11 protein-coding genes are annotated in these 17059 nt (G+C 56.2%); 7 read left to right on the top strand and 4 right to left on the bottom strand.

Translation table 11 applies throughout. The features are described 5' to 3' along the window. Positions 1–34: 34 nt before the first annotated feature. The 3 genes from ACR0M2_RS18755 (at position 35) to ACR0M2_RS18745 (ending at position 5566) form a co-directional block, all read left to right on the top strand. The gene (locus ACR0M2_RS18755) at positions 35–1543 is read left to right on the top strand and encodes a UbiD family decarboxylase (RefSeq protein WP_480706660.1); all 1509 of its coding nucleotides are present in this window, start codon (positions 35–37) and stop codon (positions 1541–1543) included. After that, on the top strand, positions 1540–2112 hold the full coding sequence (locus ACR0M2_RS18750) for a UbiX family flavin prenyltransferase (protein ID WP_170394548.1): 573 nt from the start codon (positions 1540–1542) through the stop codon (positions 2110–2112). Before ACR0M2_RS18755 ends, ACR0M2_RS18750 begins: the two co-directional genes overlap by 4 nt. A 160-nt stretch (positions 2113–2272) precedes the next feature. Beyond that, positions 2273–5566: a DUF3857 domain-containing transglutaminase family protein gene (locus ACR0M2_RS18745; RefSeq protein ID WP_480706542.1), complete on the top strand. Its 3294-nt coding sequence runs from the start codon at positions 2273–2275 to the stop codon at positions 5564–5566. 17 nt (positions 5567–5583) lie between these two features. On the opposite strand, the gene ACR0M2_RS18740 is transcribed toward ACR0M2_RS18745, so the two are convergent. Further along, positions 5584–6492 carry a LysR substrate-binding domain-containing protein gene (locus ACR0M2_RS18740; RefSeq protein WP_170362673.1) on the bottom strand — a complete coding sequence of 303 codons (909 nt, stop codon included), beginning with the start codon at positions 6490–6492 and terminating at the stop codon, positions 5584–5586. Positions 6493–6587: 95 nt separating this feature from the next. On the opposite strand from ACR0M2_RS18740, the gene ACR0M2_RS18735 reads away from it, so the two are divergent. Together ACR0M2_RS18735 and ACR0M2_RS18730 are read left to right on the top strand one after the other, a co-directional pair. Continuing rightward, the gene (locus tag ACR0M2_RS18735; RefSeq protein ID WP_170362674.1) at positions 6588–8108 is read left to right on the top strand and encodes a trimethylamine methyltransferase family protein; all 1521 of its coding nucleotides are present in this window, start codon (positions 6588–6590) and stop codon (positions 8106–8108) included. Between the two features lie 45 nt (positions 8109–8153). Beyond that, positions 8154–10622, top strand: coding sequence for a GcvT family protein (locus ACR0M2_RS18730; RefSeq protein WP_480706540.1), 2469 nt, complete (start codon positions 8154–8156; stop codon positions 10620–10622). A gap of 127 nt (positions 10623–10749) precedes the next feature. On the opposite strand, the gene ACR0M2_RS18725 is transcribed toward ACR0M2_RS18730, so the two are convergent. Beyond that, positions 10750–10947: a hypothetical protein gene (locus ACR0M2_RS18725; protein WP_480706539.1), complete on the bottom strand. Its 198-nt coding sequence runs from the start codon at positions 10945–10947 to the stop codon at positions 10750–10752. A gap of 291 nt (positions 10948–11238) precedes the next feature. Between ACR0M2_RS18725 and ACR0M2_RS18720 the strand changes: the two genes are divergently transcribed. Both ACR0M2_RS18720 and ACR0M2_RS18715 read left to right on the top strand, forming a co-directional pair. Next, positions 11239–13296, top strand: a complete 2058-nt coding sequence (locus ACR0M2_RS18720) for an adenylate/guanylate cyclase domain-containing protein (RefSeq protein WP_480706537.1) — start codon at positions 11239–11241, stop codon at positions 13294–13296. A 171-nt stretch (positions 13297–13467) separates the two neighbouring features. Beyond that, positions 13468–15351, top strand: coding sequence for an SLC13 family permease (locus ACR0M2_RS18715; protein ID WP_437436465.1), 1884 nt, complete (start codon positions 13468–13470; stop codon positions 15349–15351). 199 nt (positions 15352–15550) lie between these two features. Here ACR0M2_RS18715 and ACR0M2_RS18710 read toward each other — a convergent pair whose 3' ends face one another. Then, complete coding sequence (locus ACR0M2_RS18710; protein WP_480706535.1) at positions 15551–16099, bottom strand: isochorismatase family protein; 549 nt, start codon at positions 16097–16099, stop codon at positions 15551–15553. A gap of 12 nt (positions 16100–16111) precedes the next feature. Beyond that, entirely contained in the window at positions 16112–16972 is an 861-nt protein-coding gene (locus ACR0M2_RS18705) for a HalD/BesD family halogenase (RefSeq protein WP_480706533.1), read from the bottom strand. Between the last annotated feature and the right edge of the window lie 87 nt (positions 16973–17059).

Below are 17059 nucleotides of genomic sequence, written 5' to 3'. Positions count from 1 at the left end.
TTGTTAGGGAAAGGCAGATTACCGGAGCTGTCCCATTCGCACCTTACCGAAATTTCCCACCCTTCGTGATTTTCTTGTTTGGAGCGAAAGCACCGGCCAATTCCAGGCGGTGTCCGAACCCATCTCTTTGCGCCACCAGATGACGGCCGTGCATCGCGCTGTTTTGGAAGCACAAGGGCCGGTTCTGCGGTTTGATCACCCGGTAACGGCGCAGGGCGACCGATTGGATTTTCCCGTCGTAGTCAACCTGTTCGGCACAGCCCGGCGTGTCGCCGCCGGGCTGGGCGTTACGCCAGATGGCCTGGATGAATTGGGGTCCTTTCTGGCGGCGCTGCGCAGCCCCGCGCCGCCGGATGGGTTGCGCGATGCCCTGTCACACTGGCCGATGTTGAAGGCGGCGTTGGCAGCGCGTCCAAAAACCGTTCGGTCGGCGGCGGTTCAGGATGTTGTCCACACCGGGACAGATGTCGACCTGTCTGCATTGCCGGTACAGACCCATTGGCCGGGCGATGCCGGGCCACTGATCACATGGCCCGTGGTGGTGACCCGCCCGTATGACAGCGATGCCGTGGATGTCAGCCGCTACAATGCTGGTATCTACCGTGTGCAGGTTCTGAACCGGAGCCGATTGATCATGCGCTGGCTGCCTCATCGCGGCGGGGCGGGGCATCATCGCAGCTGGGTTCAGCGTGGTGAAAAAATGCCTGTGGCCATCGTTTTGGGTGCTGATCCGGCAACGCTGTTGTCAGCAGCGTTGCCGCTGCCGGAAACCGTGTCAGAGTTGAGTTTTGCAGGTGCCCTGAACGGCACACGACCCCGGATGATACCTGCCAAGTCTGTGCCACTGTTGGTGCCGGCCGACGCCGAGATTGTGTTGGAAGGCTGGGTTTCCCCAACCGATACCGCCCCCGAAGGACCGTTTGGCGACCACACTGGATACTACAACCCGGCCGAGCCGTTTCCTGTGATGCATGTCACCGCCGTGACCCATCGTGAAGCACCAGTCTACCTGTCCACTTATACCGGTCGCCCCCCGGATGAACCTGCCATCATCGGCGAAGTGTTCACCCGGCTGTCATTGCCGACCATCCGAGCGCAGATTCCCGAAGTGCGTGACCTCTGGCTGCCACCTGCCGCTTGTTCGTATCGCATGGCGATTGTCAGTATAGACAAACGCTATCCCGGACAGGCGCGGCGGGTGATGATGGCGCTTTGGGGGATGTTGCCGCAATTCAGCTATACCAAGATGATCGTGGTCGTGGATGACGATATCGATCCGTCCAACTGGGACGACATCGCCTGGGCGCTGGCCACCCGAATGGACCCTGTGCGCGATGTGATGTTGCTGGAAAATACTGCCATGGATTACCTCGACTTTGCCTCGCCCCAACCCGGATTGGCGGGCAAGATGGGCATCGATGCCACAACCAAGATCGGTTCGGAAACCTCGCGCGAATGGGGTGAGGTCATGCGAACTTCGGATGCCGATGCGGCCTTTGCTGCTGATCTGTTGGGCCGGATCATGCCGGGGCTGAGCCAATGAGCGCTGCCCGTGTCATATTGGGGGTGTCCGGTGCATCGGGCGCAGCGCTAAGCCTTGCTGTGGCGGGCAATTTGTCGGGGTTGGGAGTTGAGATTGATCTGGTCGTCAGCCCGGCGGCCAATCTTACGTTGGCGCAGGAATGCGGCGCGGATGCGTTGGACGATCTGTGCAATCTGGCGACCCGGCACCATGCCACCGGCGATGTGGGGGCAAGTATCGCTTCCGGCTCGGTCCCGGTTGCGGGCATGATTGTAGCGCCTTGTTCGATGCGCACGCTTGCAGCGATTTCGTTGGGTCTGGACGACAACCTGCTGACCCGAGCGGCCAGCGTGCAGCTTAAGGAACGCCGCCCTTTGATCCTGCTCACCCGCGAAGCGCCGTTGACGTTAGCGCATCTGCGCAACATGACCTCTGCAACGGAAATGGGGGCCGTGATCATGCCGCCTGTGCCCGCCTTTTACCTCAAGCCGCAAAATTTGAATGACGTGATCGATCAGATTGCTGCGCGGGCTGTTGATTCCCTGCGTTTGAGTTCCCCCACCGCCGCGCGCTGGAATGCGGGTGCCTGAACAGGGCGCGATTTGGATGTTAGGGAACCCATAATTCTGCCACTATGGTGCAATCTATTGGCGAGTATTGGTTTTTTGGGATTCTCTTATTGTGAACGCTCTTTTTCCTGACATTTCGGCAGCACCAGTCAAAACTCCCATTTTAAACGTTGAAACCGAATTGAATGGCGCCGTTCGGGCAGAGCTGCGCCAATTGGAGGCCCGCAAGCAGTTTGCGCTGAACATGCTTTTTGCCCTGGCCTTGAGTGTCTGGGCTGCCATTTTCCTTGCTGAATCCGTGGGCACTTTCTTTATTTCATGGCATTCGAATCTGGGCGTTTCGGCGGCTGGTGAACAACCTTGGACCGCGTTGTTCGTCGGGCTGCTATGCTTGTTCTTTGCGCGGTCGAGCGCGTTGAAAGCAGGCAGTTTCTGGGCGATCTGGACGGGCCGCGCGCCTGTTATTCTTACTCCAACTGAGCGTGTGCCCGAGGCGGTGACTTATTCGATTGAGCAAGATCACGTTACCGCACAAGAGAAGGATTTCACTGAATCTTGGCATTTTGCGCATATCTCTAGACTTAAACGCAATGGGCGGTTCGTGATTTGGCGCAGCCCCGATATGCGGTTGCTTTTTATCCCCTTACCGACCGAGCAAGATGCCCAGCACCTGCTGCGCAAACTCAAACAGGAAAGCCGTTCGGGCAAAGGCAGTTTTGCGCTGCAAGACGCACCGGATGCGGCGTTGGTGCAGAAAATCTCGGCCCGGGACGCGTTTGAGGCGCTTAAAGGAGTCGCAAAGAAAACAGGAACCAAATGCCCCAATAGGTTGGATTCTGTTTTCAACTATTTGACCTTCCTGATCCTCACCGGGTTTGCTGCGCTTGGCCTGTGGTCCCTTGTTTCGGGTAATACCGTGCAGGCAGGTTTTCCGCTGTTCAATCAGCTGTGCATCGTGCTGTTGGTCACCGCACTGATGGCGCATGCGTCGTTTTTTCGAAAGCATCTGCCCCGTCTGCGGCATCTGCACTTTGCTCGGTACGGGCTTGTGCGCGGCATCGCCTGGGGACCGACCGCCGTGACCTGCGACACGTCAGGATTAGAGATCTGGCGGGAAGGCAGGGTTTTGCGCATCGGCTGGAACATGGTGCGCGCGGTACACTGCGAAAATTTTCTGACTGTTGTTGAGCTGACCGACGATCAGGTTTTTGTCATCCCTGAAATCCCGTCGGCGACAAACCTATTTGCTGCCCACCGTACATCGCGAGGGTTGGGCCCATGGGATGGCGCCAGACACGCCACGGTACCGAAACAGGGAAAAAAGAAACGGTGGTGGTCGTTCCTGATCAGCGGCGTGGTCTGGTTGATTGTTTTCGTGACGATCTTGGGATTCATCGGCTGGCTTCAATCCAAACCCGCCGCAGCCGAGATGCTGCGAAATCCAACCCTGCCTGCATGGTACGAAGAGGTTTCGCCACAGGATCGAGGGGCCGCTTTGGCAGCAGACAGATCCGTGAGCCAACCCCTGTTTGATGAGAAAATGCGGGTCGAAGAGGCCGGGTATGAAATCGTCAGACAGGGATTTTTTGTTGTTCACGACCGGTCCAGTCTTGAGGATTTCGGTGAGGTTCGCCTGACGGTGGATCCGATTTTCGAACGCGCCACATTGCATCGGCTGCGGATACATCGGAAGGGAAAGACATTTGACCAACTCGACTTGCCGTTTCGAGAATTGAGTCTGGAGCGTGAACTCAAATCCGGCGTGATGCAGGGCGATATTGAATATTTCGGCCAGATCGCCGATCTGCGCGTGGGGGATGGCCTTGAGATCATCTGGTCGAAAAAAGCGACAACACCGGTTTTTCCTGATCAGTTCCACTATTGGGCAGACAAGCCCAGAGTCAGCAGTTGGACGGAGAGGCGGATAAGCATCGACCTGCCAGCGTCGACCCGTTTTGGTCTAAATCATACCGAAGACTTCTCGATCAACCGCTACGAAGCCAATGGGCGCACGGTCTTGTCGTGGGCCTTTGGCGAGATTGAGGAGGAAGACGGAAACCTGCATGCGGCAGAGGCCTGGGATGTCTCGAATGACGGGGTGCAGCTGTCCACGTTTCTCGATTGGGGACAGATCGCACAGCGCTTTGCGACAGATTACCGACCTCGTCCTGATCTTTTGCCCGATGATCTGATCGCGATACTTGAAGAGATCGCGGCGCAATCGGACGACCCCGAATGGCGCGCGACCCAGGCCCTGCGGCTGGTTCAGGACCGTGTGCGGTATTTCAGTGTTTCCATCGGGGAAGGCGGTTGGATACCCCGTACGCCGAATACGGTCTGGTCCACAGCTTACGGGGATTGCAAGGATAAGGCGCTGTTGCTGATTTCGATGCTGGCGCATCTGGGTATTCAAGCCGATGCGGTCATCGTGGATCATGAAATCGGACCTGCCTTGCCACGCATGTTGCCGTCGCCCTTTGTTTTTGATCATGCGATTGTTCGCATTCGCGATGTACAGGGCGATTGGTTTGTTGACCCCACCGACTTGTTGCAGGGCGGAGTCGGCCGGGCCATTTCGCTGACCGATTTCACCTGGGGACTGCCGCTGTCACCGGACAGCACCGAACTGGTCGAGATTGTGCGGCATCTTCCAGCTGAGCCCACGTCCGAAGTTCTACAAGAGTACACTTTGTTGGATGAAGGTCCGGTGGCTGCCATTCTGGATGTGACCGAAACCTGGCGCGGTGTGAACGCAGATTACAGGCGGTGGCTTTTTGATCGTCAGGATGAGGAAAAGCGGCACAAGAATTACGAAGATTGGTATGCGGATCGCTTTCCCGGTGCCACGCATCCCGATGCGATGGTTGTTGAGGATGATCTTGACGCCAACGTCATTCGGCTGGTGCAGCGATATTCCCTGCCGCGCGACGGGTTTGAAGAAGATGGCCTTTGGGCGGACCTGAGCCATTTTGGCTATGTGGTTTCGGATCAGCTTTACGAGCTTGATGATGACGCGGCGTTGGCAGGGCAATCGCAGGTTAATAATCCGATCCACGCTGTACACAGAGTGGTCATGCGCAATGTGCCGGCATCCTTGAACCAACCGGTCAGTTACAGCTTTGAAAACCGCTTTGTCGATTTTGAAACCAAGGGCGAGTGGAACGAAGCTGAGGCGTCCTTGCGCTATGAGTGGGTCCTGAAAACCAAGAAAACCACACTAAAACCCGGAGATGAAGACGCCTGGCGCGAGGCGGCTGATTACGTTGAAGATCATGACATTTACAACGTCAACCTGCATCAAAACCTGTTCGGCCTGGAATTGGGTAAGCCGGTCTATCTGGGGATGAACGGAACCCAGCTGATGGTTCTTCCCCTGCTTGTGTTGGTGGCCATGATGATGTTTTTGATGTTCCGCAGCGGTGTCCGAGCTGAAGTGGCAGCCAGCCGCGCAATGAGGGACGCGGAGCGGCGTTAAAGCCCGCCCCGCCCTTGTTATCCCTCTTGCCGGGAAGACAGGATCCAATCCCGCACAATCTCGGCCTTTGGTGTCAGGGGGCGAGTTTTGGACCACACCAGATAAAACCCTTTGCCCGTTTTCCAGGCCCATTCAGGACGCGCCGCCAGCATGCCCTGCCGCACCAGCGGAGCTACGACATGATGCCAGCCAAAGGCAAAGCCCTCACCCGCCATCGCGGCCTGCAAAACCAAGGCATAATCGTTCAGCCGCAGACCGGTACGAGGGGTGACCTCGGTGATGCCAAAGGTGCGAAACCACTGTTCCCATGTGGGGCGTTCACGGACCGGCTCCTCTAGGTGAATAAGCCGTTGATTCAGAAGGCCGGGCACATTCTTGAGCGTGACGGCGGCGGCCATGACGCGAGGTGAAGCGACGGGATAGATCACCTCATCCGATATCAAATGCGCGTCGCAATCGGGCCAATTGCCATCGCCCAACCGCACGGCAAGGCTGATGGTTTCCACATTCAGGTCCGGCTCGCGATCGCTGGATTGCAGGCGCAGCTCAATATCGGGATGATTTTGCTGAAACGATGCTATTCGAGGCATAAGCCAGTAGTTGTTGAATGCCGAGGAAGCGCTGAGTGTCACGTGATCATTGCTGGCAAATTGCCGGATCGAAGCTGCAGAATGCGACAGCAGCTCGAACGCGCGGGTGACATCTGAAAACAGACGGTTTCCTGCATTGGTCAAAGTGATCCTGCGATGGCTGCGCCGAAACAAAACGACGCCAAGTGAGGTTTCTAATTGCTTGATCGAGGCACTGACGGCGGGTTGCTGCACATTCAACTCCTCTGCCGCTTTGGTGAATGATCCCGTGCGTGCGGCAGCTTCGAAGACGACCAGATGGCGAGGTGAGGAGAGGAGGGACCAGGGTTTTTGCATAACTTCAGATTATGCTAAACATCAATATTTTCAACCGTCACAGAGATGTGGTTGAGCGCTATGGTTCTTGAAGAAACATGGCGATGAGGGTTTCAATGGCACGGCGCGCTCGGACATCCAGAAAACGGCAGGACACACATATCGCTGTGCCCGCCTCACCCTTTATTCAGCGCCAGGCCCCGTTTTACGATCTGCTTGACGAGGAGCAGGTCGTTCGTCTGGAACGTCAGGTGGATTGGTTTTTGCAGGACGTGGGCATCGCCTTTCGTGACGACCCCGAGGCGCTTGCGCTATGGAAGTGCGAAGGGGCACAGGTCGACGGTGATATCGTGCGCGCCCCTGCAGATTGGATTCGCGCCCTTTGTGCCAAGGCACCGCGAGAGTTTACTCAGTTGGCCCGCAATCGGGATCGATCGGTTGTCATCGGCGGTCGAAATCAGGTTTTCGCCCCGGTCTATGGCGCCCCTTTTGTGCGTGATCTGAAAGGTGGGCGGCGTTATGGCGATCTGAACTCCTTTGAGGACCTGGTGCGCCTTACCTACCTGCACCCAAACCTGCATCACGGGGGTTTTGTGACCTGCGAGCCGTGTGATGTTCCAGTCAGCAAGCGGCATCTGGATATGTTGCTGGCCCACATGACGCTAAGCGACAAACCGCATCTGGGCGCAATTACCGAGATGAGCCGCGCTCAGGACAGTGTCGACATGGCCGAGATCGTATTTGGCGCGGATGTGATGGCGGAAAACTGTGTCATCATGGGCAACGTGAACACCAATTCACCGCTGCTGGTTGATCGGGTGGTGACGGAATCCGCGCGGGTCTACAGCAGCCGGGGTCAAGGTATGATGGTGGTGCCGTTCATCCTGTCCGGGGCGATGGGGCCGGTATCGACCGCTGCCTCGGTGGCCCAGGCATTGGCCGAGGCGATGATGGTCTGTGCATATATTCAGCTTATCCGTCCCGGTGCGCCTTTCATACTGGGGAACTTCCTGTCTTCGATGTCGCTGAAATCCGGCGCGCCGACTTTTGGCATGCCCGAGCCGGTGATCTCGAATTATGCGATCGGGCAACTCGCGCGACGCGTGGGCCTGCCTCTGCGCTGTGGCGGATCGCTGACAGCGTCCAAGATCGAGGATGCGCAAGCCGCGTATGAAAGCGCGGATTCGATGCATTCGACCATGTTGGCCGGGGCGAATTTCGTGCTGCAATCGGCGGGTTGGCTGGAAGGTGGACTGTGCGCCGGATTCGAAAAGCTGATCATGGATGCGGACCGGCTTGGGTCTTATCAAAAGGTTCTGGACCTGGGGCTGGACACATCAGACGAAGCGCTGGCCAGTGACGCCTATGAGGAGGTTGGTCCCGGCGGTCATTTCCTGGGCTGCGGTCACACCATTCGTAATTATCAGGATGCGTTCTATGAACCCGCGCTCAGCCACAGTGAAAACGTCGAAAGCTGGGAGGATGAAGGTGCCAAGGACATGCGCACGCGGGCTTATGAACGCTGGAACCAGATGCTGAAAGATTATGAGGCACCTCCCATCGACGTGGCGTTGAAAGAAGAGTTGGAGGCTTTCGTTGCCAAACGCAAAGAAAGCTTGCCCGACGCCTGGTACTAAATTCCCCGACCTTTTACCTATGCCGGTCAACCAAGGAAAACACGTATGCCCGAGATTCAAAAAGACGAAACAGCCACCGGCAAACCGTTGCCGTCCCACGCCAAGGTCGTTGTAATTGGTGGCGGTGTCGTTGGCTGCTCGATCCTGTTTCATCTGGCCAAATTCGGCTGGAAGGACGTGGTGCTTCTGGAACGAGATGAGTTGACCTCGGGTTCAAGCTGGCACGCGGCGGGGCAGATTCACACGATCAGCTCGGACCCGAATATCAGCCGTCTGCAAAGTTATACCATTGATCTGTATAAAGAGATTGAAGAGACCTCGGGCCATTCGGTTGGATTGCATATCACTGGAGGGTTCTACGCGGCCTCGACCAAGGAGTGGTACGACTATCTGAAACGCGAGCGGTCGAAGGCGCGCTATATGGGCCTGCATCAGGAGTTCATTTCTCCGTCCGAGTTGGCCGAACGGCACCCGCTGGTCGATCCGAAACATTACTATGCAGCGCTGTGGGATGATCAGGACGGCGATCTGGACCCGTCGGGAGCGACCTATGCATTTGCCAAATCTGCGCGCGTTCATGGTGCGCAGTATTTCACCCATTGCGGTGTCACCGCGATGTCGCAGCGACCCGATGGCTCGTGGGATTTGACCACGCCCAAAGGTCAGATCAATGCCGAACACGTGGTGAATTGTGGAGGGCTGTGGGCGCGCGAGGTCGGGCATATGTCTGGCGTTCACCTGCCGGTTCAGCCAATGGAACACCATTATCTGATCACCGAGAAAATCCCTCAGATTGCTGAGCGGATGGAGATCATGGGGGAGGTGGGGCGTCTGCCGGCCGGGATCGACTATGAGGCCAACATCTATTTCCGGCAGGAACGGCAGGGGATGCTGCTGGGCACGTATGAACCGAAATCGACCCCTTGGAAGGTGAACGGCACGCCGTGGGATTTTGGGCATGAGCTGCTGCAACCTGATCTTGACCGTATCGCCGACCGTCTGGAGATGTCGTTTGCACGCATTCCTTCCATTGGTGAGGCTGGGATCAAGGACATGATCAATGGTCCCTTCACCTTTGGCCCCGATGGCAACCCAATGATCGGCCCGGTGCCGGGGATGAAGAATTATTGGGTCGCAGTGGGCGTCATGGCGGGCTTTTGCCAAGGCGGCGGTGTGGGGCTGACCATGGCTGAATGGATGATCGACGGAGAGCCTTCGATCGACGTCTGGGCTATGGATGTGGCGCGGTTTGGCGAGTTCGCAACGCCAGACTGGGGCACAATCAAATCCTCGGAAAACTACGAACGCCGTTTCGTGATGACGTTTCCGAACGAAACGCTACCCAAGGGACGGATGCAGAAAACCACCGCGCTTTATGATCGTTTGGTCGCAAAAGGCGCGCGGATGGGGCAGGGCTTTGGGTTGGAAAACGCGCTGTGGTTCGCCGATGGTCCTGAGGACGCGCATGAAGACCCGACTTTTGAGCGCAATCGCAGTCACGACTATGTCGCGCGTGAGGTGAAAGCGGTGCAAGAGGCTGTTGGTGGGATCGAGATTGCCAATTTCGCCAAACATGAATTCAAAGGCGCGGGTGCGCGGGCCTATCTGGATTACGTGCTGGCCGGGTATGTGCCCAAACCGGGGCGCCTGACGCTGACACCGATGTTGACGCCCAAGGGTAAGCTCTTTGGTGATTTGACCGTGGCCTGCTTGGCCGACGATCACTTTATCCTGTTTGGTTCAGGCGCCATGCAAGAGGCGCACCGCCGCTGGTTCGAAAAGGACCTGCCGGATGATGTGAGCTATGCCAACGTGTCGGACGATTGGCACGGAATCGCATTGTCTGGCCCCAAATCCCGCGAGTTGTTGGCGCGGCTGACGCGAGAGGATGTCTCGGCCGAGGCCTTCAAGTTCCGCGATCTTCACCAGACCTTTGTGGCCGGTGTACCGGTGATCCTGAATCGCATCTCGTTCAGCGGCGAACTGGGCTATGAGATTTATTGCAAGCCGCAATACCTGTTGCGCTTGGCCGAAGCGATTGAAGAGGCCGGGGCCGATCTGGGCTATCGCTGGTATGGGGCCCGCGCGTTGATGTCGATGCGGCTGGAGAAAGGGTGGGGTGTCTGGACGCTTGAATTCCGCCCGGATTTCAATGCAGTCGAAAGCGGCATGGAAGCCTTCATCAATTGGAACAAAGAGTTTGTCGGCAAGACGGCGACCGCGGCGGCCCGCGCCGAAGGCGTCAAACAGAAGCTAGTGACCATGACAATCGACGTCGACGGAATTGATGTGTCGAATGATGAGGCGATCGTGAAAGACGGAACTGCCGTTGGTTATGTCTCGTCCGGTGGCTATGCGCATCGGGTCGGGGAGTCGATGGCCATGGGGTATGTTGCCGCGGACCATGCCGCGCCGGGAACGATCCTACAGGTGGAAATCCTTGGCGCGTTCTATGACGCCACGGTTCTGGGTGCACCAATTTACGATGCCAATGGAGCCAATATGCGCACCTGAGTAGTTGGTCGAAAAGCCATCCGCGCACAGGTTGCAAGACCGTCATCATTTTGTTGGCTTGTAACCTGGCCTGCCATCAGCGTTCGTCAAAAGCGTTGTTCACGGTCTGATGCACCGGCTTCAGCATTTAGGCGAGCAGAGTATTCTCGCCTGTGGTCATCTCTGCCACCACGGTCATTCCGGCCTGAAGAGGACGTTCATACGCGCCGCTGCCAATAGATTTTTCGGCCAACTGTATCGAAGCCCGGAAATAGGTTTCGCCTGTCATCTTATCGACAAGCGACACCGAATCCAGCCCGCCTGAGCAGATTACGATCGTTTTCATATTTTGAACCCTTGTTTTGTTACCCGGGTAGGCTGCGACCGGGATGCACCCTGTTACACACGGGGGCTAGGCGTGCCAACCCTCCATTCCCGCAATCACGCGCTTGTGGTAGATGACCCGTGGGTCGTACGGCGTGACCAGATATTCACTTGCTGTGTTCAACACCGGGTAAACTAATCGGCATGATCCTTGAAACTATCTGGAAACAAGAAATTGCACCCTCTAATCTTCCACTGACATTTGGCCGATCAACCCCAGATTTAAGCCACCAACAGCCGTTTTGGACCACAAGTGCGAGTCAGCGTAGGAATTGCCGTATCAATACTTGTCGCGCTTTCAATCGGCGCGTCGACTTTTGTGGTGCATTCGCTGTGGTGGACGACCGCGAGGGAAAACAGTCGGATGTTGGCGGCCGAGATCAACAGTCAAATCGCCAACACGGTGCGGATTGAAGTTGGATTGACCCTAAGATCCGCCGAAGCGGCCTGGGCCGCGGTCCGGACAATCTTTGTCCAGAATGTGATTCAGACACAGCAAGCCGACAAGCGAGAGTTTGTGTTCCTGTCGCAATTGCAGGCGCAGCCCAACATATCGTGGATTACCTTCGGCTGGCCTGACGGGGACTTTTTCGCCGCCCACCGTTTAGGCGACAGTGGGCTGGAGATGATCGAAATCAACGACGAGATCCGGGATCGGAGCCTGCGCAAGGACCGCTACATTTTTATTCCCGGGGACATCCAATTCGAAGACCGCTCGTTTTCGCCAACCCAATATGATCCGCGCGATCACGCCTGGTACGGTAATTTCATTGATCGCGATACGCCGGACTGGATCGAGGTGCGCGACCTGCCGGGTAGCGACAAAACGGTCTATGCCTTTGCCGGGGCAATCGACGTGAACCGCAGACGCCAAGGCGTGTTGACAGTGGCCATTGAAACGGATCGCCTGTCGCGCTTTTTGGGATCATTGCGACCGGGTGAGTTTGGCGCGGCCTATATTCTGAGCGCGGATGGCAAGGTGATCGCCGTACCGGACCCGGATGCAGATGAGGTCACCCCGGCGCGGATGGGTGAAGGTGAGCTGTACGAAGTTGCCAAGATGTCTGGGGAAACCCTTTTGGCGACCTCTGGTCCGAATGTCGCCGGCAGTTTGACGACCCGTGTGGTGTATGACGACGTGCCCTATGCCGTGGCACTGACCCCGCTTGGATTTTACGGGTGGCGCGTGGCCACGGTCATCCCCGAAGCCGCCTTCCTGTCAGGTATCGACCGGACGCTTGTCAATCTGATTTATGCGCTGCTTGGGGTGGTTGTTGTGGCGACCGGTCTTGCCATTTGGTTAATGCGCAAGGTTGTGGCAAACCCTTTGTCGCGCGTTGCCGAAGACCTCAGCCGAATTGAGCGTTTCGATGTCGAGCAGGTCTCGCGGCGTCCCTCGCGCCTGAAAGAGCTCAATAACCTGTCCGCGGCGACGGCCAACATGGCGGCGGGTCTGTCGGCGTTTCGAAAGTATGTGCCGACCGATCTTGTGCGAATGCTGGTGGCGGCAGGTATCAAGACGCAGCCCGGAGGGGAAACAAAAACGATATCTGTGCTGTTTTGTGATGTGTCGGGTTTCACCGGCCTGACCGAAAAGCATGGCCCGAAGATTGTCGAGTTGATGGCACCATTCTTCAGCGCTGCGTCATCGACCATTGAACGGCATCATGGAACAATCGATAAGTTTATCGGGGATGCGGTGATGGCGTTCTGGGGTGCCCCGCGAGAAAATCTCGACCACGCTGAAGATGCCTGTCGTGCTGCGCTGGAACTCGTGGACGTGGTCGAAAGTGCTGGCTTGCGAAGTGACTCTGACGATTCCCTGCGCGTCAGGGTCGGTCTGAACAGTGGTGAAGCTCTGGTTGGGAATATCGGATCGGAACAGCGGCTGAACTACACGGCAATTGGAGACGTCGTAAACGTAGCAAGCCGTCTGGAGGTGGCCAACAAGGCCTATGGCAGCGCGATCCTCATTGGGCCCGAAACACGGCGAGAAGCAGGTGATGCGATCATCGTCCGGGAACTGGATACGCTTGAAATTGCCGGCCGGTCCGGAGAACTGGTCGTTTTCGAATTGATTGCCATGGCTGACAGTGTCGCTGAGACCCCACCGTGGATCGAGGCTTATGAAACAGGTCTTGCCCATTACCGGGCCAGACGCATGTCCGAGGCGGTCGCGTCCTTTGAGACCGCAGATAATTTGCGCGGGGGCGATCCTGCGTCCGTTTTGATGATCAAGCGAGCAAAAGCGTTGCTGGCGGACCCTCCGCCAGGCGATTGGACGGGCGTTGCATTCATGGATGATAAGTAGTGTTTCCTTAGGATGTTTGAGGCGTGAGGCGCTCGTCACTCTGTTTTCTGGCGTCATCGCCTTGAAATTTTGTTTCGTTTTGCCGGTAAATACTGAAACATCATGACAGCGCGAGCTTGATAGTTTAGTTGTTCAATTTAAAGCAAAATTGACAATGTCTCGGTGAATATAGTGGAACACGTAACCTTCACGTTCGAGATGGGAGTGGTGTGCGCTTTGTTGGCCTTCACCGTTTTCCTTTTCGTATCGGAAATTGTCAGAATAGACCTTTCTGCGATACTGGTTTTGGTTCTGGTCGGCCTTCTTAGCTACGCTCCGGGGCTTGAGAACCTTGCCAATGTTTCGCAACTGTTCGACGGATTTGCGTCCAACGCGGTGATATCCATCATCGCGGTTATGATCGTGGGGGCGGGTCTGGATAAAACCGGCATCATGAACAAAGTTGCGGCGGTCATATTGAAATATGGCGGCACCGCCGAGAACCGGGTGCTGCCAATTGTTTCGGGCACGGTCGGCGTTATTTCATCCTTTATGCAGAATGTCGGTGCGGCCGCATTGTTCTTGCCGGTGGTCAGCCGAATTTCCTCTAGGTCCGGAATTCCGCTGTCCCGCTTGCTGATGCCCATGGGGTTTTGCGCCATTTTGGGCGGCACGATGACAATGGTGGGCTCATCACCGCTGATTTTGCTTAACGATCTCGTCATCACTGCAAACAAGGGGCTGCCCGCTGACCAGCAGATTGAACCATTTGGTCTTTTTTCGGTTACACCAATCGGAGCGGTCCTGATCTTAACTGGGATCGCGTATTTTCTGCTGCTTGGGCGGTGGGTATTACCGGGCGATACCGGATCTGACAGTACCGGCACAGGGCAGGGTACGCAGGAATATTTGCAACGGGTGTACGGGCTGCAGGCAGATGTTTTCGAGGTGATCGTGCCCGAAGATAGCCCGCTGGTGGGGCGCATTCTGGCTGATATCAACCACGAGGAACACCTATACATAATCTCTACGTTCTATCGCGGCAAAACGTCGATGGTTCAGGTCCTGACCGCCGAGATTGCAGCACCTTGCAGATTGGCCATCATCGGAAACCGCTGGGATGTAGAACAATTTGCACTGAAATTTGGTCTAACGGTTCTGCCGGATTTAGATATCTTCGTTGAAGAATTTGCGCCGACCAATGCCGGCATAGCCGAAGTCGTTGTGACGCCCGATAGCAAACTGATCGGAAAATGCCCGCGCGAGCTTTTGTTTCGCAAGACCTATGGCATGTCGTTGCTTGCAATTCACCGCGGTGAAGAAACGCTTAGCCATGTTGAAACCGACACGCACGATTCCACTCAGATCGGGCTCGAGGATTTTCACGCAGGCGACATGCTTGTTGCACATACCCGATGGGACAACCTGATGCGCATTAAGCGTGATCCTGATTTTGTCGTCGTGACAACGGACTTCCCGCAGGATGAATTGCGGCCGCAGAAGGTCGGTTGGGCCTTGGCCTTTTTCGCAATTTCCCTGTCGCTGATTTTGTTCACCGACGTTCGTTTGTCGCTGTGCCTGCTGACCGGAGCTGCGGGAATGATGCTCACACGTGTACTGAGTGTGGATGAGGCCTATCGCGCAGTCGGATGGAACACCGTATTCCTGCTGGCCTGTCTCATACCGCTTGGGCAGGCGGTGCAAAACACCGGAACGGCGGCATGGATTGCCCAGCAAATCATGATCATTCTAAACGGTTGGCCGATTTGGGCGCTGCAGGCTGGTGTCGCGATATTGGCCACAGCCTTTTCTTTGGTCATGTCGAATGTCGGGGCCACTGTCTTGCTTGTGCCGCTTGCCATTTCGATTGCGGTGGCGGCAGGAGGCAACCCAGCTGTCTTTGCACTGACCGTAGCAATCTCGACCTCAAACAGCTTTATTATTCCAACCCATCAGGTCAACGCGCTGATTATGGGCCCTGCAGGTTACAAGGTTATGGATTTTGTGCGCTCGGGTGGGGTTATGACAATTCTGTTCCTGGTTGTTTCCTTGTTGATGCTTAACGTCATCTACTGAACTGCCCGGGCGCGCAGCCCGATCAGAGGTGCTTGTTTCTGAAAAAGGCGCTAGTTGACTAGGTAATTTGTCGGCGGACGTTTCGGTTCAGTCTGCTATTTCTTTCACGACGGAAAAAACGAAAAAAGTGTTGAGAAATCATGCTTTTGAATTCTGACTTATCATTAATCAACGCAGCGCTTCTTTTTGATCGCCAGTGTTATTGGGCCAGAATGTCGTTTGTGGATTTCACATCCGCGATTTCACCGTCAAGCGTTGCCATGCTAACCGAATGAACTTGAGTGGCATTGTGGGATTTTCCGTCCGGGCCGGTAAGCCCATAAGTCCAAACAGCATCGGCTGCATAGATTGGCTGAAAGCCAAGATCAGCTGCACTGCGCGTGGTCGATTCTACACAATGATTGGCGGTCGCACCGCACAGGATAACACGCTCGACGCCAGCGCCTTGCAGAATTGCCTGCAATGGTGTTCCCACAAAACCGCTGCTGCCAGTCTTGACGACGATAGGCTCATTGGTCGCCGGGGCCGCGAATGGTTGAACTGCACACCCCGGGGCGTCGGGGTGAAACGGGTCCTCGGGATCCGTACCATGGTGGTGAATATGGACGACCGTACTGCCGTCGCGGCGGAATTTTTCCAGCAGCTGGGTAATATTGCTTTCTGCCTCGGGACAAGACCGTTCCGTGCCCAAAGCATCCTCGTGCGCCAGGGCCATCTGAACATCAATCACCAGAAGTGCGGTTTTCATTCTTTTCGATCCTTAGCTCGCGGTTTCGGCCTTGCGGCTTGCCAGTATGTTTTCCACCCGCTTGCCGTATATGCGAATGTTGATCTCATCCCCGATTTCGCGGTCGGGCTGTTCGTCATAAGTCATCGTGGCCGTGATACGGGGGCGGTCACCTTCAACCTTGGTCACACCATGTAACGAGTACCCGCCACGGAACAACGTCAGCGTTCCCGCCCCGCGCGCGAAGGTCTGGGCATGGGACAAGTCCCCATCCAACAAGCGGTCCACCGCCTCTCGGTCTTCATCCGAGTCTGTCCGGGAATTTGGAATAAAGGTGAACTCGCCACCTTTTTCGGCAGCCTGCAATAACAGCGTGACAGTGCATTCGGTCGTATCATAGTGCCAGGCATGTCCGCTTCCGGGTTGCAGGGCGACGACGTTGAGCGCCTGAAACTCATCCGCGCATCGATACAGTTGGTCTTTCATCTGCACCCGCCGCACAAACTCGGTCAAAATTTCTGACTGGTACAGCTGCTTGAGGCCGGACTCTGCCGGTATTTGATCATCTGCAAGCTGCACGGCGCTATGGATGAATTCTTTTCGGCGTGGATCATCGTCAGGCAGCGAAGGGTCAATCGCCCCCTGATAGATGTTTCGCTTCACGTGCAAAACCTCCGCCGTCGGAAGCAGGGCGTTTGCCTCTGAATTCACCTGTTTCAAAGCCTTGGAATGCAGAAAGCCATCCAGATTGCACCAGCCGTTGGTGTCGATGCTGAGCTGACATTGGGCTAATAATTCTGCACCCGGGCCATTGTCCAGATCGGCAATCGGGTAGCGGTCGAGGTCTACAAAATCCAGAGCGACATCCCGTTTGGATTGGCTGGTGTCAGTCATGATGATCTCCTTCAGGAAAACTCAACCGGTCAGTGCGCTGTCGCACACCCCGATACTATGCAGAGCAGTCTTGATCAGATAAAACGA

This window comes from Ruegeria sp. BE10 (genome assembly GCF_056538905.1).
This window is presented reverse-complemented; position numbering and strand designations above follow the sequence as displayed.